The organism is Kribbella sp., assembly GCF_035687465.1.
GTDB lineage: Bacteria > Actinomycetota > Actinomycetes > Propionibacteriales > Kribbellaceae > Kribbella.
Genome location: NZ_DASRXP010000581.1, coordinates 1 through 17,307, shown reverse-complemented (window position 1 = coordinate 17,307; position 17,307 = coordinate 1). Strand labels below are relative to the sequence as shown.

The 17,307-nt window shown below is 67.8% G+C and carries 20 protein-coding genes and 1 pseudogene; 7 read left to right on the top strand and 14 right to left on the bottom strand.

What is annotated here, in order from left to right; genetic code table 11:
• On the bottom strand, positions 1-288 hold a 288-nt coding region (locus VFG33_RS30830; protein WP_524538157.1), incomplete at its 3' end, for an amino acid kinase family protein.
• A 274-nt stretch (positions 289-562) separates the two neighbouring features.
• Between VFG33_RS30830 and VFG33_RS30825 the strand changes: the two genes are divergently transcribed.
• From VFG33_RS30825 to VFG33_RS30815, 3 genes are all read left to right on the top strand, one after another.
• Positions 563-907: an ArsR/SmtB family transcription factor gene (locus VFG33_RS30825; protein WP_325056507.1), complete on the top strand. Its 345-nt coding sequence runs from the start codon at positions 563-565 to the stop codon at positions 905-907.
• Entirely contained in the window at positions 900-1,421 is a 522-nt protein-coding gene (locus tag VFG33_RS30820) for an SRPBCC domain-containing protein (RefSeq protein WP_325056506.1), read from the top strand. Before VFG33_RS30825 ends, VFG33_RS30820 begins: the two co-directional genes overlap by 8 nt.
• 92 nt (positions 1,422-1,513) lie before the next feature.
• Positions 1,514-2,056: a dihydrofolate reductase family protein gene (locus VFG33_RS30815; RefSeq protein ID WP_325056505.1), complete on the top strand. Its 543-nt coding sequence runs from the start codon at positions 1,514-1,516 to the stop codon at positions 2,054-2,056.
• Between the two features lie 14 nt (positions 2,057-2,070).
• Here the strand turns inward: VFG33_RS30815 and VFG33_RS30810 are convergent, their stop codons facing one another.
• The gene (locus VFG33_RS30810) at positions 2,071-3,279 is read right to left on the bottom strand and encodes an MFS transporter (RefSeq protein WP_325056504.1); all 1,209 of its coding nucleotides are present in this window, start codon (positions 3,277-3,279) and stop codon (positions 2,071-2,073) included.
• Between the two features lie 102 nt (positions 3,280-3,381).
• Between VFG33_RS30810 and dinB the strand changes: the two genes are divergently transcribed.
• Positions 3,382-4,584, top strand: coding sequence for a DNA polymerase IV (dinB, locus tag VFG33_RS30805; RefSeq protein ID WP_325056503.1), 1,203 nt, complete (start codon positions 3,382-3,384; stop codon positions 4,582-4,584).
• On the opposite strand, the gene VFG33_RS30800 is transcribed toward dinB, so the two are convergent.
• Positions 4,581-5,315 (bottom strand): TetR/AcrR family transcriptional regulator, encoded by a 735-nt coding sequence (locus tag VFG33_RS30800; protein ID WP_325056502.1) that lies wholly within the window; start codon positions 5,313-5,315, stop codon positions 4,581-4,583. The genes dinB and VFG33_RS30800 overlap by 4 nt on opposite strands.
• Before the next feature lie 114 nt (positions 5,316-5,429).
• Between VFG33_RS30800 and VFG33_RS30795 the strand changes: the two genes are divergently transcribed.
• Positions 5,430-6,173 carry an SDR family NAD(P)-dependent oxidoreductase gene (locus tag VFG33_RS30795; protein WP_325056501.1) on the top strand — a complete coding sequence of 248 codons (744 nt, stop codon included), beginning with the start codon at positions 5,430-5,432 and terminating at the stop codon, positions 6,171-6,173.
• Here VFG33_RS30795 and VFG33_RS30790 read toward each other — a convergent pair.
• Entirely contained in the window at positions 6,153-6,785 is a 633-nt protein-coding gene (locus tag VFG33_RS30790) for a TetR/AcrR family transcriptional regulator (protein WP_325056500.1), read from the bottom strand. The genes VFG33_RS30795 and VFG33_RS30790 overlap by 21 nt on opposite strands.
• A gap of 68 nt (positions 6,786-6,853) precedes the next feature.
• Between VFG33_RS30790 and VFG33_RS30785 the strand changes: the two genes are divergently transcribed.
• Positions 6,854-7,246 (top strand): nuclear transport factor 2 family protein, encoded by a 393-nt coding sequence (locus tag VFG33_RS30785; RefSeq protein WP_325056499.1) that lies wholly within the window; start codon positions 6,854-6,856, stop codon positions 7,244-7,246.
• A 36-nt stretch (positions 7,247-7,282) separates the two neighbouring features.
• Here VFG33_RS30785 and VFG33_RS30780 read toward each other — a convergent pair whose 3' ends face one another.
• The 9 genes and pseudogenes from VFG33_RS30780 to VFG33_RS30740 form a co-directional block, all read right to left on the bottom strand.
• Positions 7,283-7,939: a hypothetical protein gene (locus tag VFG33_RS30780; RefSeq protein WP_325056498.1), complete on the bottom strand. Its 657-nt coding sequence runs from the start codon at positions 7,937-7,939 to the stop codon at positions 7,283-7,285.
• A gap of 52 nt (positions 7,940-7,991) precedes the next feature.
• Complete coding sequence (locus VFG33_RS30775) at positions 7,992-8,648, bottom strand: DUF5063 domain-containing protein (RefSeq protein ID WP_325056497.1); 657 nt, start codon at positions 8,646-8,648, stop codon at positions 7,992-7,994.
• Positions 8,641-9,240 carry a recombination mediator RecR gene (gene recR / locus VFG33_RS30770; protein ID WP_325056496.1) on the bottom strand — a complete coding sequence of 200 codons (600 nt, stop codon included), beginning with the start codon at positions 9,238-9,240 and terminating at the stop codon, positions 8,641-8,643. Before recR ends, VFG33_RS30775 begins: the two co-directional genes overlap by 8 nt.
• A 157-nt stretch (positions 9,241-9,397) precedes the next feature.
• A pseudogene (locus VFG33_RS41325) lies at positions 9,398-9,667 on the bottom strand (YbaB/EbfC family nucleoid-associated protein); the annotation flags it as partial.
• Positions 9,668-9,960: 293 nt separating this feature from the next.
• Positions 9,961-12,567: a DNA polymerase III subunit gamma and tau gene (locus tag VFG33_RS30760; RefSeq protein ID WP_325056494.1), complete on the bottom strand. Its 2,607-nt coding sequence runs from the start codon at positions 12,565-12,567 to the stop codon at positions 9,961-9,963.
• Positions 12,568-12,639: 72 nt separating this feature from the next.
• The gene (gene rfbA / locus VFG33_RS30755) at positions 12,640-13,518 is read right to left on the bottom strand and encodes a glucose-1-phosphate thymidylyltransferase RfbA (RefSeq protein WP_325056493.1); all 879 of its coding nucleotides are present in this window, start codon (positions 13,516-13,518) and stop codon (positions 12,640-12,642) included.
• Positions 13,519-13,602: 84 nt separating this feature from the next.
• Complete coding sequence (locus tag VFG33_RS30750) at positions 13,603-15,228, bottom strand: long-chain fatty acid--CoA ligase (protein ID WP_325056492.1); 1,626 nt, start codon at positions 15,226-15,228, stop codon at positions 13,603-13,605.
• Positions 15,229-15,278: 50 nt separating this feature from the next.
• Complete coding sequence (locus VFG33_RS30745) at positions 15,279-15,620, bottom strand: VOC family protein (RefSeq protein WP_325056491.1); 342 nt, start codon at positions 15,618-15,620, stop codon at positions 15,279-15,281.
• A gap of 16 nt (positions 15,621-15,636) precedes the next feature.
• Positions 15,637-16,350, bottom strand: a complete 714-nt coding sequence (locus VFG33_RS30740; protein ID WP_325056490.1) for an SDR family NAD(P)-dependent oxidoreductase — start codon at positions 16,348-16,350, stop codon at positions 15,637-15,639.
• A 78-nt stretch (positions 16,351-16,428) separates the two neighbouring features.
• Here VFG33_RS30740 and VFG33_RS30735 point away from each other — a divergent pair, with 78 nt between their 5' ends.
• Entirely contained in the window at positions 16,429-17,052 is a 624-nt protein-coding gene (locus VFG33_RS30735) for a TetR/AcrR family transcriptional regulator (protein ID WP_325056489.1), read from the top strand.
• Here the strand turns inward: VFG33_RS30735 and VFG33_RS30730 are convergent.
• On the bottom strand, positions 17,049-17,307 hold a 259-nt coding region (locus VFG33_RS30730; protein WP_325056488.1), incomplete at its 5' end, for a hypothetical protein. The two genes, VFG33_RS30735 and VFG33_RS30730, sit on opposite strands and share 4 nt — an antisense overlap.

The following is a 17,307-nucleotide window of genomic DNA, read 5'->3' as shown; positions in this document are numbered from 1 at the left end:
GGTGAAGGAGCGCGCCTCGTACCCGAGGTTCGCGATCGCCATCGCCAGCAGCGCGGCGGAGATCCGCTCACCCGAGGTGAGCAGCATGTCCAGCTCGCGCGGAGGCGGCAACGGGGAGACCTGCTTGGCCAGGTCCATCAGTTCGTCGGTGGTGTCCCCCATCGCGGAGATGACCACGACGACGTCGTTCCCGGCCTTCTTCGTCGCGACGATCCGTTGGGCCACACGCTTGATGCTCTCGGCGTCAGCGACCGAAGAACCGCCGTACTTGTGCACGACGCGTCCCACAGCTGTGTCTCCTCAAAGCTTGGTTCCCCAGCAGCAACACTGGTGGCGGTACGCCGTGCGGCGTTGCACCAGGCGTAATCGTTCCGGGTCATTCTAGCCGTGTAGCGCCGGTTGTCTGCGGCCCGACCATCACCTGGTCGGCTCTTCCGGCGGTGCGCTGCGGCGCCGCAAGGTTCCCCCGTCCCGCCCTGATCCGGCCGCAGACCTTCCGGCCACGCCACGCGGTGACGCAGACCACTTGCTTATATAAGTCTTCACTGAAATACTGTGTCGCATGCACGCTTTCGACATTCTCGGCGATCCGGTCCGGCGCCGGATCCTGGAGTTGCTCGCCGAGGGCGAGCTGCCGGCCGGCAGCATCGCGAGCACCATCGGCGCCGAGTTCGGAATCAGCCAGCCGGCCGTCTCCCAGCATCTGCGGGTGCTCCGCGACAACGGGTTCGCGACCGTCACCGTCGAAGGGACCCGCCGGCTGTACGCGGTCGACACCGGCCCGCTGCAGGAGATCGACGCCTGGCTGGACCGCTACCGCAAGTTCTGGACCAACCGCCTGGACGCCCTCGACACCGAACTACGCCGCGGCCGCCGCGCCGCCCGGAAGGAGAACGACGATGCCTGACCTGACCACCCTCTTCGGACCCACCGAGCGGACGATCACCCGCTCCGGCGAGCGTCGTACCGTGCAGGTCCGACGCCCGTACGACGCGACGCCAGGCGAACTGTGGTCCGCCTGGACCCGGCCCGACCGGGTCGTCCGCTGGCTCGGGGAGGTCTCTGGCGATCGTGTCGTCGGCGGCACCGTGCGCCTGATGATGAGCCCACCTGACGCCGACATCGCGGAACTGCAGATCGAGACCTGCGAGGAACCGCAGCGGCTGGTGGCAGCGTGGAGCTGGCCCGGCGAGCCCGACTCCCGGGTCGAGCTGCTGCTCGAGCCGGCGGGCGACTCCACGATGCTGACCCTGACGCACTCACTGGTCGCCGAGGCGACGGCGGTGGACTACGGCTTCGGCTGGGAGGACTTCCTCAACCGGCTGACCGAGTACCTCGCCGACCGGGACCCGGCGATCGTCTCGTGGACCGACGCGCAAGAACACCTGAAGCCGCTCTGGCAGGCCGCGGCCGGCTCCTGAGAGATTTTGTCGAGCGTGATGTCGATCGGAGTCCCGGCCGGTCGACGCGTCGGTGAAAGGCAAGCAGGCCACCACCGATGAGGAGCACCATCATGAGGAAGATCGTCGCTTCACTGTTCATCTCGCTCGACGGCGTCGTCGAGGCACCGGAGACCTGGCACTTCCCGTACTTCAACGACGAGATGGGTGCCGTGGTCGGGTCCCTGTCGATGGAGTCGGACACCATGCTGCTGGGGCGGAACACCTACCAGATGTTCGCCGGGTTCTGGCCGCACCAGGGCGACGACGTCGAGATGGCCGCGCAGATGAACGGCACGGACAAGCTGGTCGTCTCGAGCACGCTCGACAGCGTCGACGAGTGGCAGAACTCGACCCTGCTCCAAGGTGACCCGATCGAGGAGCTGACCGCCCTGAAGAAGGGGTCGGGCAAGAACCTGAACACCGTCGGCAGCGTCACCCTCGTCCGGTCGCTGCTGCGGACGAAGCTGCTGGACGAACTGCATCTGCTGGTCCACCCGATCGCGGTCGGGCACGGGGTTCGGCTGTTCGACGAGGGCGAGACCCAGCCGCTGGAACTCGTGTCCAACAGCACCTTCGCGACCGGCGTACTGCACTCCGTCTACCGGCCCGCCTGAAGGGCATGCACGGCTCAGGCGAGCGCGACCGCCTCGTCGGTGACGATGTCGTCGGCGGGGCGGTGCGGTGGCACGTGCAGCAGGGACAGTGCGGCGAGGAGTCCTAGCCCGGCTGCCATCAAGAAGACGTAGGGCACGCCGAACGCCTCCACGACCAGCCCGGCGACCGACGATCCCACGGCCCCGCCGACCATCGCGCCGCTGACCATCCAGCCGAAGACCTCGGTCCGGACCGAGTCCGGCGTCAGGGCGCCCAGCCGCTCGTACAGGGCACCGACTGTCGGCGCCAGCACGCAGCCGGCCAGCAACAGGGCGACCGCCAGGGAGACCGTTGACCAGGTGGCGAAGACGCAGGTCAACATGCCGACTGCGACGAGCATGGTCCGCCGCCAGACGTAGGAGTTCCGCCGGCCTGGCAGGGCACCCACGATCAGCCCGCCGGCCAGGCTGCCGATCGCCCAGACCGACTCCAGGACGCCTGCGATCAGGCGATTCCCCTGCTCGTCGGCGAACGCCACGACGCCGAGCGAGACCGACGCGAAAGACGTGACGCACAAGCCGAAAGCGAGAATCAGCGGCAGTCGGTGCCGGTGCCAGAGCAACTGTGGCGCGGTCAGTCGCACCGCGTTCTCGTCATGCTTCATCACCGGCTGCTGTTGCAGCCCGAACCACCAGATCGACACCGCCCCAACAGCAGCAGCCGCCAGTACTCCGGCGCGCGGGCTGGCGAAGCTGACCATCACCGCGCCCAGCATCGGACCGATCGCGAACAGCACCTCCTGCGCTGTCGCATCGAGCGCGTAGACGGCCCGGAGCCGCGACCCCTGGACCAGCCTCGGCCAGGCCGCCCTCATGGTCGAGGTGACCGGTGAGACCAGGGCGCCGGCGATCGCGGACGCGACCGGCATCGCCCGGTACATCTCGACCGGGAGCAGGGCGAGCACGGTCATCGCCACACTCCAGCCCATCCCGGTCCAGATCACGACCCATTTGCCACCCCACCGGTCCGCCAGGCGGGACCAGATCGGCCCGCCGATCGCCGTACCGACCGAATAGGCGCCCGCGACGACGCCGGCCCAGCCGAAGTTGCCCGCGGCATCCTTGGCCAGGAACGACACGGGCACCATCGTCGCAATCACCGGCAGGCGGGCGATCACCGCCGACGCCAGCAGCGATGCCACTCCTTTGGTCCGCCAGAGCGCACGGTATGCCGACAGGTCCATACCGAGCATTCTGTCCTGTCGCGCCGACAACGCGCCTCGGGATTTCTCCCTATCCACAGGGCGGTTCATCTCTAGGCACGCGCCTGCGGATTATGCGAACATATGTTCGTGTCGGGCGATGGGGCGAATATCCTGCATGCCGACCTGGATGCGTTCTACGCGTCGGTCGAGCAGCGGGACGATCCACGCCTGCGCGGCCGGCCGGTGATCGTCGGGGGCGGGGTGGTGCTTGCCTGTAGCTACGAGGCGAAGGCGTACGGCGTGCGCACGGCGATGAACGGCGGCCAGGCGCTCCGCCGGTGCCCGCAGGCGATCATCGTGCCGCCCCGGATGTCGGCGTACTCCGAGGCCAGCAAGGCCGTCTTCGAGGTGTTCGGCGACACCACTCCGCTGGTGGAGGGGCTGTCGATCGACGAGGCCTTCCTCGACGTCGGCGGCCTGCGCAAGATCGCCGGTACGCCGGTCGACATCGCCCGGCGTCTTCGGATCGAAGTACTGGCGAAGGTGGGACTGCCGATCACGGTCGGCGTGGCCCGGACGAAGTTCCTGGCGAAGGTGGCGAGTGGGGTCGCCAAGCCGGACGGACTGCTACTGGTGCCGCCTGATCGGGAGCTGGAGTTCCTTCATCCGTTGGCGGTCGAGCGACTCTGGGGTGTCGGCGAGGTGACCGCGGAGAAGTTGCGCAACCGCGGACTGACGACCGTCGGGGATGTCGCGATCCTGCCGGAGGCGGCGCTGATCGCGATGCTCGGCCGGGCGTCGGGACGACATCTGCATGCGCTCGCGCACAACCGGGATCCCCGGCCGATCGAGGTCGGGCGACGGCGTCGATCGATCGGTTCACAACGCGCTCTCGGTCGGCGAGCTCCCAAGTCTGCCGAGGCCCTGGACGCAGCACTGGCAGGACTGGTGGACCGGGTGACGCGGCGGATGCGGTCGGCGGGGCGGGCAGGGCGGACCGTCACGTTGCGGCTGCGGTTCGACGACTTCAGCCGGGCGACCCGGTCCCATACGTTGCCTCAGGCAACTGGTCAGACGCGGGCGATCCTAGTGACCGCGCGGTCGTTGCTGTCGGCCGCGGGACCGATGATCGAGAAGCAGGGCATCACCATGGTCGGGATCTCGGTGGGCAACCTGGAGAACGAGTCGACTGTGCAACTGGCCTTGCCGTTCGACAAGGCCAGCAACGACGAGCTCGACGCCGCCCTGGACCACGTGCGCGACCGCTTCGGCACCAACGCCGTCACCCGAGGCAATCTTCTTGGACGCGACCAGGGTCTGACCGTTCCGATGCTCCCGGACTAGCGCTTGGGGAGGCTGGCGGCGATACCGTTCAGGACGCGGTCCAGGCCGTACTCGAACCGTTCCTCCGGCGGCAGGTGCGACAGCTTGGACTCCAGCACGGTCCGGTTGAACAGCGGATGATTACCGGTCTCGATGACCTGCTGGACGTAGGGGCCGAGGTACTCGGACCTCCATTGTTCGGCGTCCAGCCCGGTCCGGCGGGCGGACTCGAGCCAGCCGATCTCGGTCCGGATCGCGCCGTACACGTAGTCGTTCAGCATGCCCGTTAAGCTGATCAGCTCATCGATCTCCAGACCGAGCCCGTCCAGCGCACCCAGGCTGAACTCGTACACCCGCAGCAACTCGGGGCCTAGCGTAGGTCGGGTCGTGATCAGGGCGACCAGCCACGGATGCTTCAAGCCGACCACGCGGAACTGACGGGCAACCAGCGCGAGGTCGGCCCGCCAATCGCCGGCCGGTTTCGCGGGAAGAACCACCTCGGCCAGCGCGGCGTCGACCATCAGATCGAACAGATCGTCGCGCTTCGGCACGTACCGGTACAGCGACATCGCACCCGTACCCAGCTCCGCCGCGATCCGCCGCATCGTCAGCGCTTCCAGCCCGTCGGAATCGGCGAGTTCGACCGCGGTCGCCGTCACCTGCGCCCGGCTGTAGCCGGGCCGGCGTCCAGGTCCGGACCGATCCGCTCGCTCCGGGCGCAGCCAGATGCTGATCCGCTCGTCGTCCGCCACCACACTCCCCTTCGGCCGTTCTTGCGTACACCGTACCTGAATGAGTACGCTCTATTTCGAGTACGCCGTACCTGAAATGGCCGCGGCTCATCGAACCCAGGGGTTGGAGTGGCAATGACGACCAGCAAGACCGCACTCGTGACGGGTGGCAGCAGGGGGATCGGCCGGGCGATCGCACTGCGACTCGGCCGCGACGGCGCGCGCGTCGCCGTGCACTACGGCAGCAATGCCGACGCCGCGAAGGAGACGGTGGCCGCGATCGAGGCGGCCGGCGGGGAGGCGTTCAGCCTGCAGGCCGAGCTCGGGGTCGAGGGGGACGCCGAAGCACTTTGGGCGGCCTTCGATGCGCAGGCGGACGGCCTGGACATCCTGGTCAACAACGCCGGCACCACCGGGAACCAGGCGGTCCTCGCGAAGGCGACCCGGGAGAACTTCGATCGCGTCTTCGCGCTTAACGCCAAGGCCCTGCACTTCGTCACCCAACTCGGCCTGGCCCGGCTCCGCGACGGCGGCCGGATCATCAACCTGTCGAGCATGCTGAGCCGCGGCCAGGCGATGCCGAACACCAGCATTTACGCGATGTCGAAGGGGGCCGTGGACTCCCTCGCCATCGTCCTGGCCAAGGAACTCGCGCCGCGGGGCATCACCGTCAACACAGTCTCACCGGGCGTCATCGACACCGAGATCCACGAGGGCCGCCTGGTCGGAGCAGCGCTCAACTGGGTCGCCTCGCTGTCGTCGATGGGCCGCATCGGCACCCCCGAGGACGTCGCCGACGCGGTCGCCTTCCTCGCCTCCGAAGACAGCCGCTGGATCACCGGCCACTGGCTCGACACCTCAGGCGGAAGCCTGCTGTAGGGCGGATGGGCTGACGCCGACCAGCTTGATCAGGAAGCGGTCGACCTGTTCCTCCAGGGGCGGCCAGGGGAGGTCTGGCTCGTTGACTCGCATCGACACTGCCCCGTGAACTGCGGCCCGGAGATCGAGCGAGGTCTCGGCCGCATCCCCCGCCGGGACGAGTCCGTCGTCCATGCAGAGTCGGACAGCCGCAGTGGTCTGCTGACCGAGGACCATCTTGAACGACATGTCGACCCGCTGATTGAGCGTGCTCTCGTGCAGCACCTTGTACAGGCCCGGGTGCCGATAAGCCCAGTCGCCGAGGACGAGCGTCCGCGCACGCAACTTGGCCACCGGGTCGGCCACTTCCTCCGCGGCGCGCTGGACCGAGTCCATCAGGTCGCTGTGAGCGCGCTGCAACGAGGCGAGGACGAGGGCGTCCCGATCGGCGAAGTGGATGTAGATCGACGTCGTTGCGATCCCGATCTCGCGCGCCACCGCACGCAGCGACAGCGCCTGGTCGTCAGCCAACTCCTCGAGCATCCGGATGGCGGCCGCGACCACCTCCTCGCGCAACTTCTCTCCCTGGCCGCGGGGATTGCGGCCACGCGGCTGGGCGGTGGTCGTGTTCACAGACCCGATTGTAGTCGAACGGGCGTGAGGCTACAGTCGTAGCACTACAGTCGTTAACTTAGGAGTTCATGATGTCTTCCGCCGCAGTACTGGCAACGAACAAGCAGACCGTCCTGGACTTCTACGAGGTCGGACTGAACCAACGCGACTTCGAAGCCGCTCGCAAGTTGATCGGCCCCACCTACACGCAACACAACCCGCGGATCGCCGACGGGATCGAGGGGTTCCGCAGCTTTCTCGACGAACTGCGGGAGTCCTTCCCCAACCTGCGAGCAGAGGTGAAACGGATCGTCGCGCAGGACGACTACGTGGTCGCGCACGTCCACGGAATCCGCATCCCGGGCCAACCCGGTACGGCGATCGTCGACTTCTTCAGACTTCAGAACGGCAAGATCGTCGAGCACTGGGATGTGATGCAACCGATCCCCGACGAGTCCGCCAACCGGAACGGGATGTTCTGAGAAGCCCCATTAGTCAAGGGTTCTCAGCTTGCTGGGTCAGTCGCGGGGGTAGCCGATCTCGGCTATGTCGTCTTTGAGGGCGGCTGGGTTGAGCTCAGGGTTGAGGACGCGGATGACTTCCTCGGTCAGCGGGAGCTGCGCGTAGACGTGATGGACAGCGTCGAGATCGAGTTGGACCTCGAAGTACGCCTCGGCGAAGCTCGCGTAGGCCGCGGGACTGCCGTCGGCCAGTAGCTCGAACAGCCAGTCGGCGCCGTCCTTCTCGGCGTGCTCGACGGGACCGCATTGCCACGACGAGTCGGCGTACTGGCGCCAGAAGCAGACCGTCACCTCTCGGTCGCCGTCCGGCCCGAGGAAGGCGGGCTCGTCGAGGGCTGGGGCCAGGACGTCGGGCACGCCGATGAACAGACCGGGCCAGGTCCCTTGTGCACCCGGGTTCCAGGGCGACATCGGCGACTCGTGATCGAAGCCCTGGGCGATCGCGCCGTCGGGTGAGAACACGATCGAGTACCCGTCACCGGTCCCGCTCTTCATCAGGGCCGTCTCGTCCGTGGGCGACCACCGCGAGTCGAAACTGAAGTACCGGTACTGCGGGTCCGGGCTCACCACGGCGTCCAGCATCGCCAGGGCGCGACTGGTCCTCCGCACCTTGTCGATCTCCGGCAGCCGCTGAATCACCTCGTAAACAGACACCGCTCTATTCAAGCGGAATCCGGCCCGCCGTGGCGCCGAGTATCCACAGGGGTCAGCGGCGCTGGACGACTTCCTCGGCGACCTCGACCAGTTCGCGGTCGGATGCCTCGGTCTCGGGATCGTGGGCCGGCTCGAGCCGGTCGTGTGCGATCAGCGACTGGATGGCCCGCAATACTGCGCTCGCCGCCGCGCCCCAGGTGGACACGTAGGAGAACTGCCACCACCACAACGCCTCGACGACCCGGCCCTCCTCGTAGTGGGCAAGGCCGTGCACGAGGTCCGTCGCGATCGCCGTCAGGTCGTCGGAGAGCCGGTTGACGGTGATCTCCGGCGGCGCGGCGTACGGGTCGAAGACCTCGGCGTACTCGTCCAGTCCCTCGAACAGCACCGCCAGCCGGTCCCGCATCGCGTCGAGGTCCGGGTCCGGGCCCGCGTCGCTCTCGAACCGCTCCTCTGGCACGAAGTCCTCGAACGCGCCGAGCCGGCCGCCGGCGAGCAGCAACTGGCTCACCTCGAGCAGCAGGTACGGCAGCGAGGCGAGCCCCTCGTCCACGCCGTCCTCGTCGGGTTGCGCGGCGATGTCCCGCACGGAGATCAGGAAGCTCTGCACCTGATCGGCGATCTGTTCAGCGAAGTCGGTGAGGTCCTCCGCATCCGTCGCCAACGCGCGCTCCGCGATATCCACTGGACTATCGGTTGATTCAGTCATCGATCGATCGTCGCCCTTCAAACGCCCGTCCGAGTGTGACCTCGTCGGCGTACTCGAGATCACCGCCTACTGGAAGTCCACTAGCCAAACGAGTGACGCGCAACCCCATGGGCCGGAGCAACCGGCTCAGGTACGTCGCTGTCGCCTCACCCTCGAGGTTCGGATCGGTGGCCAGGATGATCTCCGTCACGTCACCACTGGCCAGCCGCTGCATCAGTTCGCGGATCCGCAGCTCGTCCGGCCCGATCCCCTCGATCGGCGAGATCGCCCCGCCGAGCACGTGGTAGCGGCCGCGGAACTCGCGGGTCCGCTCGATCGCGACCACGTCCTTGGCCTCCTCGACCACGCAGATCAGGGCCAGGTCGCGGCGCGGATCGCGACAGATCCGGCATAGCGTCTCCTCCGACACGTTGCCGCAGATCTCGCAGAACTTGACCTTCTCCTTCACCTGCACCAGCACGTGGGCCAGCCGGCGGACATCGGTCTCGTCGGCGGACAGCAGGTGGAAAGCGATCCGTTGCGCGGACTTCGGACCGACGCCGGGGAGCCGGCCTAGCTCGTCGATGAGGTCCTGGACGGCCCCTTCGTACACGTCAGCCCGGGTTCTGACCGGGCAAACCGGTCGTGCCACCAGGTTGCGTGAACCCGATCCGCGGGCCGTTGCCGTCCGAACTCGAGCCGCCTTCGGGCTCGCTGTCGCTGCCATTGCCGATGCCGAGTCCTGGCAGCGCGCCGCCGAGTCCGCCGGCCAGCGGGCCCATCGCGCGGGCCGCGACCTCCTTGGCGTTCTCCGAGGCGTCCCGGACCGCGGCCACGATCAGATCGGCCAGCGTCTCGGTGTCGTCGGGGTCGACCGCCTGCGGGTTGATGGTCAGGCTGAGCAGCTCACCGGTACCGGAGACCAGCGCGGTCACCAGACCACCGCCGGCGCTGCCCTCGACCTCCTGGTTCTCCAGGTTGGCCTGCGCTTCCATCAGTTGGTTCTGCATCGCCTGCGCCTGCGCGAGCAGGTCGGACATGTCGAAACCGCCCCCAGCACCCTGCGCACCGCCACCGTCGAACACCGCGATCTCCCGTCCCGACTGCCTTCGCTTGCCCCGAGCCTAGCCGGTTTGCCGGGCAACCCCAGGGGCAGGGACCGCCCGGGTGGAAACCGATGAGTCTCCCAAGCCTTCTCCACAGGTTGTGGACAGGTTTATCCACAACCTGTGGACATTCCCTGTCCGCCGAGGCGTCATCCCGGCTTGTCCAGAACCACAGCCAGCCCCTCCACGCTTGTGGACGAACCCCAACCAGCAGCTGGGGTCGGGGGTTAGTTCGGCTCTTCGGTGATGATCTGGGCGCCGAGGGTGTCGCGGAGGAGGTCGGTGTGACTGCGGGAGTCCTCTTCCAGGACGACGTCGTCCTCGCCGATGGCCTCGGCTTCTTGCTCGGGGGTGAGCGGGGCCTCGTTCACTGGAGCCGCGGCTGCTCGGCTGGCTTGTTCAGCGGCTACGGCGGCCTCGGCAGCTCGTCGTTTGCTGGCGACCTGTTCCTGCCGTTCCGCTGTCTGGGTGTCCGGCGTGGCGGTTGGCGCGGGAGGGCCGCCAGCCTGCTGGCCTGCCTGCAGCGGGGGTCCTTGGTCGACGACAATCGCCCCACCCACCGACGATTCAGAGCGAGCCGGAGCCTCCTGTACGGCGACCGCACCACCGCCCGGGTGGTTCGCGGTGCTGATCGGGTGGTTCGCAGTGGCACCTGGGGTGGTCGCAGTGCCGGCCGCGTTGCTGCTGTGCGAATTGGGGCCAGGTGCGCCGGGTGGGGTGGAGCCGGCAGGGCCGCCGTCGCCGTTGTGGGCGGGAGGCGGGGAGGAGCCAGCGGGCGCTGAGGTGCCGGGCTGGGTCGATGCGTTGGCCTGGGAGTTCGGTGCGTTGACCGGGTTGTTCTGAGTGCTCTGCTGGGTAGCACCTGCGGACGGCATGGTCGCCGGGGCGGACTGGTCCCAGGAGGAGCTCGACGGAGTGCTCGGTGCCGGCGGGGCTGCGGCACTGGGGTCCGTGGAGGGATCGACGACTGCTTCGACCCGACGGTCGAGGCCGATCGTGTCGACCATGGCCTGGCGCAGGATCTCGTCGCTGCCGGAGCGGGCGAAGCTTTCGCGGGCGCCGGCGTTCACCAGACCCAGCGTCAGGATCTGCTCGTCGATCGCGATCACCTGGGCGTTCTGGCTGAGCATGATCCACGCGAACCGCCGCTTGGCCTTCACCGCTTCGAGAATCTCCGGCCACAACCGCCGCACATCCCCCAACCCCACCGCCCCCGAAGACGCCGGAACCCCAGCTGGCGCACTAGCCGGCACCGTCGCAGGAGCGGCAGGCGCAACAGAAGCCGCAGGAGCAGACGAGGCGGGTTGCGGAGATGCCGATTCGTCCGGCCATGCACCGGTCCGCCCGCCCTGCTCGGTGGGGGATGAGGCGCCAGCCGAATCGCGCCCGCCGCGAGCACTGCCCGGCGCCGCCGAGGCAGGTGCTGCCGCAGCGGACGAGGGCCCGGCTCCAACCGGGTCGGCTGTGGAAGCCGGGCCGGAGTCGCCCGGAGCGGGCGTGGGCGCCGGAGCGGAGGCGCCTGGAGCGGACGAGGTTGGGGCCGCCGAGTTGGCCGGGGGTACGGAGGGTCGAGGAGCCGGGGCCGCCTGGGTCGGCGGGGCCACGGCTGCCGGCGGGCTCGCAGTACTGGCTGCCGACGAACTGGTCGTGCCGACGGCTGGGGCGCCGATGGTTAGGCGGCGTTCCATTCGGTCTAGGCGGGCTTGGATGCCGTTGGTGGAGTCGTCCGCGCCTGGGAGGAGGACTTTTGCGCAGATCAGTTCGAGTTGGAGTCGTGGGGCCGTGGCTCCGCGCATCTCCAGCAAGCCGGCCGCGACGATGTCTGCCGCACGAGTCAGCTCAGCCGCGCCAATCCCGGCTGCCTGGGTCTGGAGGCGCTCGCCCTGGTCCTCGGCGGCCTCGATCAGCCCGGACGCCACGGCATTCGGCACCGCCGACAGGATCACCAGGTCGCGGAGCCGCCGAAGCAGGTCCTCCGCGAACCGCTTCGGGTCCTGACCCGTCTCGATGACCTTCTCGATCGTCTCGAACACGGCCCGGCTGTCGTGCGCCGCGAACCCGTCCACACACGCGTCCAGCAGCGAGTCTGGTGTGAAGCCGAGCAGCGAAACCGTCAGCTCGTACGTGACGCCGTCCGGCCCTGCCCCACCGATCAGCTGGTCGAGCACGCTCAGCGAATCACGCACAGAACCCGCGCCAGCACGGACGACCAGCGGCAGTGCGGCCGGCGCGATGGTGACGCCCTCGGCCTGGCAGAGCATCGCCATGTAGTCGCCAAGCACCTTGGGCGGAACCAGCCGGAACGGGTAGTGATGCGTCCGGGACCGGATCGTCCCGATCACCTTGTCGGGCTCGGTGGTCGCGAAGATGAACTTGAGGTGCTCGGGAGGCTCCTCGACGACCTTCAGCAAGGCGTTGAAGCCCGCCGGGCTGACCATGTGCGCCTCGTCGATGATGTAGATCTTGTAGCGGCTCTGCACCGGCGAGAAGAAGGCGCGTTCGCGCAGGTCGCGCGCATCGTCGACACCACCGTGCGAGGCCGCGTCGATCTCGATCACGTCGATGCTGCCGGGGCCGCCGCGGGCCAGGTCCGTGCAGGACTGGCAGACGCCGCAGGGCTCGGCGATCGGGCCCTTCTCGCAGTTGATCGCGCGGGCCAGGATCCGGGCGCTGGTGGTCTTGCCGCAACCGCGCGGCCCGGAGAACAGATAGGCGTGGTTCACCCGGTTGTTGCTCAGCGCGTTCCGCAGCGGGGCGGTGACATGGTCCTGCCCGATCACCTCGGAGAACGTCTCCGGGCGATACCGTCGGTACAACGCAAGGGGGGCTTCCACGACGGCAACCCTAGCGCCGAGCGCCGACAAATCCTGCCCAGCCCACAACTACGCTCACGCGCGGGCCTGGGATCAGGTGAGGCCCTGGGCTTCCTCGAGCAGGCCGACCAGGTAGTTGCCGTAGCCGGACTTGGCCAGGGAATCCGCCCGCTTCTGCAGACCGGCGTCGTCGATGAAGCCGCGACGCCAGGCGATCTCCTCCGGACAGCCGATCTTCTGGCCCTGCCTCATCTCCACCGCCCGCACGAACTCCCCCGCCGCCATCAGCGAATCGAACGTGCCGGTGTCCAGCCACGCCGTACCGCGCGGCAGCACCTCGACCTGGAGCCGCTTGGCGTTCAGATAGACCTCGTTCACCGAGGAGATCTCCAGCTCGCCACGGGCGGACGGTTTGATCTCCTTGGCGATCTCGATCACATCGCTGGAGTAGAAGTACAGCCCCGGCACCGCGTAGTTGCTCTTCGGCTCCTTCGGCTTCTCCTCGATGCTCAGCGCACGCCCGTCGGTGTCGAACTCGACCACCCCGTACGCCGTGGGGTCGGCGACCCGGTAGGCGAACACGACCCCGCCGTCGACCTCGTTGAAGGTCTGCAGGTGCACCCCGAGGCCCGGCCCGTAGAAGATGTTGTCGCCCAGCGCCAGCGCGACCGGTTCCGACCCGATGAACGATTCCCCGATCAGGAACGCCTGGGCGAGTCCGTCGGGGCTCGGCTGGACGGCGTACGAGATCTCCATCCCGAACTGCGAACCGTCACCCAGCAGCCGCCGGAACTGCGCCGCGTCGTCCGGCGTGGTGATGACGAGCACCTCGCGGATGTTCGCCAGCATCAGCGTGGACAGCGGGTAGTAGATCATCGGCTTGTCGTACACCGGCAGCAGTTGCTTGCTGGCAGCCATGGTGAGTGGATGCAGTCGCGTGCCGGAACCGCCGGCCAGGATGATGCCTCGCATGCGACGGCACCCTACCGAGGATTCCGGTCCGTGCCACATCAGCCCAGGTGGCTGTGCCCTATCAGCTCAGGTGGCTGTGCCACATCAGCCCAAGTGATAGTCAGCGAACCGCGACCGCAGATCCTTCTTCGAGAACTTGCCCACGGACGTCTTCGGGACCTCGTCGATGAACTCCACCGCGTCCGGCAGCCACCACTTCGCGACCAGCGGCTCCAGGTACGCCAGGATCTCCTCAGCGGTGACAGTCGCCCCTTCCTGCAGTACTACGCACGCCAGCGGCCGCTCGTCCCACTTGGGATGCGGTACTCCGATCACGGCGGCCTCCTTGACCGCCGGATGCGCCATCAGCAGGTTCTCCAGTTCCACCGAACTGATCCACTCGCCACCGGACTTCACCAGGTCCTTCGTCCGGTCGACCAGCCGCACGGATCCGAACGCGTCGATCGCCGCCACGTCACCCGTCTTCATCCAGCCGTCCTCGGTGTTCAGCTCGACACCTTCGTCCGGGCGGTAGTACTCGGCCGCGATCCACGGACCACGCACCTGCAGCTCACCCGTGGCCTCGTCGTTCCACGGCAGCGGCTCGATCGAACCGGGCTCGACGATCCGCACTTCCACACCTGGCAAGGGCAGTCCCTGCCTGGCCCGGAGTTTGGCCTTCTCGTCTTCGGGCAGATCGGCGTACCGGGCAGGGACATGTGACGCCGTCGCGACAGGACTGGTCTCCGTCATCCCCCACGCCTGCAGGATCGGCTTGCGCAGTTTTGCCCGGAAAGCCTCGGAAAGAGCCAGCGGTACTGCGGAACCACCACACGGGATCCGCCGGAGCTTGGGCAGCTGCACACCGTCCAGCAACGGCAACAGGCCCTGCCAGATCGTCGGAACACCAGCTGCAAGGGTGACGTCTTGTTCCTGCAGGAGCTTGAGAATCCCCTGCGGAGACATGTCCGGCCCGGGGAATACCAGGCTCGCTCCAGCCATCGGAGCCGCGTGCGCGAGACCCCAGGCGTTCGCGTGGAACATCGGGACCACCGGCAGCACCGTGTCGGTCTCGTCCAGGCCGATCCCGGCGTTGGTGAGCACGCCGATCGAGTGCAACCAGGTGGACCTATGCGAATAGACGACGCCCTTGGGATTGCCCGTAGTACCGCTCGTGTAGCACATCGCGGCAGCCTGGTTCTCGTCCTCGACGTGGAACTCGACCGGCTCGGCCGCGGCCAGGAGCTCCTCGTAGTCGTGGAACCGCGGGTCATCCGGTACTTCGACCCCCGGGGCGCCGGCCGGCAGGTCGTCCATCACGACGACATGCCGGACCAGCGGAAGTCGCTCCAGCAACGGCAGGAACAGCCCGAGCAACGAGCGGTCGACGAAAACGACCTCGTCCTCGGCATGGTTCGCGATGTAGACGACCTGGTCCGGGAACAACCTGATGTTGAGCGTATGCAGGACCCGCCCGGTGCACGGCGCCGCGAAGTACAGCTCGAGATGCCGGCCGGAGTTCCAGGCGAAGGTGCCGACCCGCCCGTCCGCGGTGATGCCGAGGGTGTCGAGCACCCCACCGAGGCGTCTGGTCCGCGCCGCCCATTCGGCGTACGTCGTGGTGGTGGGCGCTGGTCCTCCGGTGTAGACCGTTTTATCCGGGTAGAACTCCTCGGCCCGGCGGAAGATCGTGTCCAGGGACAACTGGTAGTCCTGCATCAGACCCTTCATGAGCCCACAATGCCAGTACCGGTGTCAGGTTGGCCACGAAGCCTGGCGCGTCAGCCCTCGACCAGGTCGAACTCGTTGCCCTCCGGGTCGGCCAGGGTGATCCAGTGCGCGCCGCCCTGCCGTACTTCGTTGACCTGGCTGGCGCCGAGTCCGAGCAGCCGCTCGATCTCCGCGTCGAATTCCTTGCTCAGCAGGTCGAGATGCAGCCTGTTCTTCACCTGCTTGGCTTCCGGAACCTGATGAAAGGCCAGCCGGGGCGTGCCGTCGACGGCGGCCGACTCGACCGTCGCACCGTCGCTGACGGTCGATCCGAGCACCTCGGCCCAGAACGCCGCCAGCTTGCCGGCATCAGCAGTATCGATGCTCAGACCGATGACAGAACTCGTACTCATGTGGTTTCTCTCCATTTCAGATTGCGGTGCGGCCGCCGTCGACTGGGACGGTGGCGCCGGTGATGTAGCTCGCGGCGGGCGAGACGAGGAAGGCGACGACCTCGGCGATCTCGGCGGGCTCGGCGGCGCGATCCATCGCGGTGGTGCTGCCGAGGTAGTTGGTGCGATCGGGCTGCGAGGCCGCGGTGTAGACCGGGCCTGGGGCGACGAGATTGACCCGGACGTTCTGCGGGCTGAACTCGGCGGCCCAGGCTCGTGTCATCGACGACAGCGCCCCCTTGGTCCCGCCGTACGCGGCACCACCGGGCAAGCCGACCTCGCCGACCATGCTGCCGATGTTGACGATGCTCCCGGTACTGCGAGCCGCCATCCCCGGCGCGAACGCCCCGACCAGGAGGTACGGCGCTCGCACGTTCGCGGCGAACAGCGAGTCGAAGCGGTCAGCCGTGATCTCCGCGGTCGGACCGAAGAGCGCGAACCCGCCGTTGTTGACCAGCACGTCCACGTCACCGACCTCGGCCGCGAGCCGCTGCACGTCCTCGGCGTCGGTCAGGTCGGCCGCGGCGAAACGAGCGGTGCCACCCGCCCGCGTGATCGCCTCGACGATGTCGGCACCACGAGCGGCATCCCGGCCGTGGACGACCAGGTCGAATCCGGCCACGCCGAGCCTGAGCGCGATCGCCCGGCCGATTCCAGAGGTGGCGCCGGTGACGAGCGCGGTCTCTGCCATGCTTGCTCCTCTATTTGCCAGACAGATCGGTCTGTGTGTTTCTCGATGCTAGACAGACCGGTCTGCTAAAGTCAACACATGTCTGCCAAGTCACCATCAGAGGCCCCGACCGGGAAGGCGCCGTCCCCCAAGGAGCGCAGCGCCGCGGCGAAGGCCCGACTGCTCGCGGCGGCGAACGAGTTGTTCTACGCCGAGGGCATCCAGGCGGTCGGCATCGATCGGGTGATCGAGCACGCCGGGGTCGCCAAGGCCACGCTCTACAGCGCGTTCGGCAACAAGGAAGGCCTGATCCGGGCCTACCTGCAGGCTCGGCACGACGCGACCAGCGAGCGAATGACGGCGGAACTCGAGTCCCGCTACGCGACGGCCAAGGAAAGGCTGGTCGGCGTCTTCGAGGTCCAGGGGCTGTCGTTCACCGACCCCGGCTTCCGCGGTTGCGCGTTCATCAGCGCCAACGCGGACGGACCGAACATCCCCGCGGTCGAGGAGACCTCACAGCATTATCGCGAGTGGGTCCATGCCCTGTTCCTGGATCTCGCGATCGAGGCCGGCGCGAAGGATCCCAAGCTGCTCGCTCAGCAACTGGTCCTGCTGTACGACGGTTCGGGCATCAGCGCCTGGCTCGACAACGACTTGGCGGCCGACAACACCGCCCGCACTATTGCCGCCGCTTTGGTCGAAGCCGCGATCCCCAGCTCTTAGATGCTGGCGGACCAGGGCTCGGGACCGACGACGACGGGCTGCCCGGTTCTGGCGGACTCTCCGATGGCGAGACCGATCAGGTGGTCCTGGCAAGCTTCGGCGAGTGGGTACGGCGGCTTTCCGTCGCCTTGGCGCCAGGCGGTCATCCCCGCGAGCAACGTCGCGATCGAGATCTCCTCGTCGGACAGGCGTATCCCTGGGAAGGGATTGCGGTAGACGACCGCGCCGTCGTGGCTGAGGTGGTCGAGCGCGAAT

Bases quoted from the DNA above. Each gene is read 5' to 3' on its own strand.
- VFG33_RS30820 (WP_325056506.1), top strand. From the start codon at position 900: ATGCCTGACCTGACCACCCTCTTCGGACCCACCGAGCGGACGATCACC.
- VFG33_RS30810 (WP_325056504.1), bottom strand. From the start codon at position 3,279: ATGGACCTGTCGGCATACCGTGCGCTCTGGCGGACCAAAGGAGTGGCA.
- dinB (WP_325056503.1), top strand. From the start codon at position 3,382: ATGTTCGTGTCGGGCGATGGGGCGAATATCCTGCATGCCGACCTGGAT.
- VFG33_RS30740 (WP_325056490.1), bottom strand. From the start codon at position 16,350: ATGGCAGAGACCGCGCTCGTCACCGGCGCCACCTCTGGAATCGGCCGG.
- VFG33_RS30815 (WP_325056505.1), top strand. From the start codon at position 1,514: ATGAGGAAGATCGTCGCTTCACTGTTCATCTCGCTCGACGGCGTCGTC.
- VFG33_RS30795 (WP_325056501.1), top strand. From the start codon at position 5,430: ATGACGACCAGCAAGACCGCACTCGTGACGGGTGGCAGCAGGGGGATC.
- VFG33_RS30825 (WP_325056507.1), top strand. From the start codon at position 563: ATGCACGCTTTCGACATTCTCGGCGATCCGGTCCGGCGCCGGATCCTG.
- VFG33_RS30735 (WP_325056489.1), top strand. From the start codon at position 16,429: ATGTCTGCCAAGTCACCATCAGAGGCCCCGACCGGGAAGGCGCCGTCC.
- VFG33_RS30775 (WP_325056497.1), bottom strand. From the start codon at position 8,648: ATGACTGAATCAACCGATAGTCCAGTGGATATCGCGGAGCGCGCGTTG.
- rfbA (WP_325056493.1), bottom strand. From the start codon at position 13,518: ATGCGAGGCATCATCCTGGCCGGCGGTTCCGGCACGCGACTGCATCCA.
- VFG33_RS30750 (WP_325056492.1), bottom strand. From the start codon at position 15,228: ATGAAGGGTCTGATGCAGGACTACCAGTTGTCCCTGGACACGATCTTC.
- VFG33_RS30745 (WP_325056491.1), bottom strand. From the start codon at position 15,620: ATGAGTACGAGTTCTGTCATCGGTCTGAGCATCGATACTGCTGATGCC.
- VFG33_RS30785 (WP_325056499.1), top strand. From the start codon at position 6,854: ATGATGTCTTCCGCCGCAGTACTGGCAACGAACAAGCAGACCGTCCTG.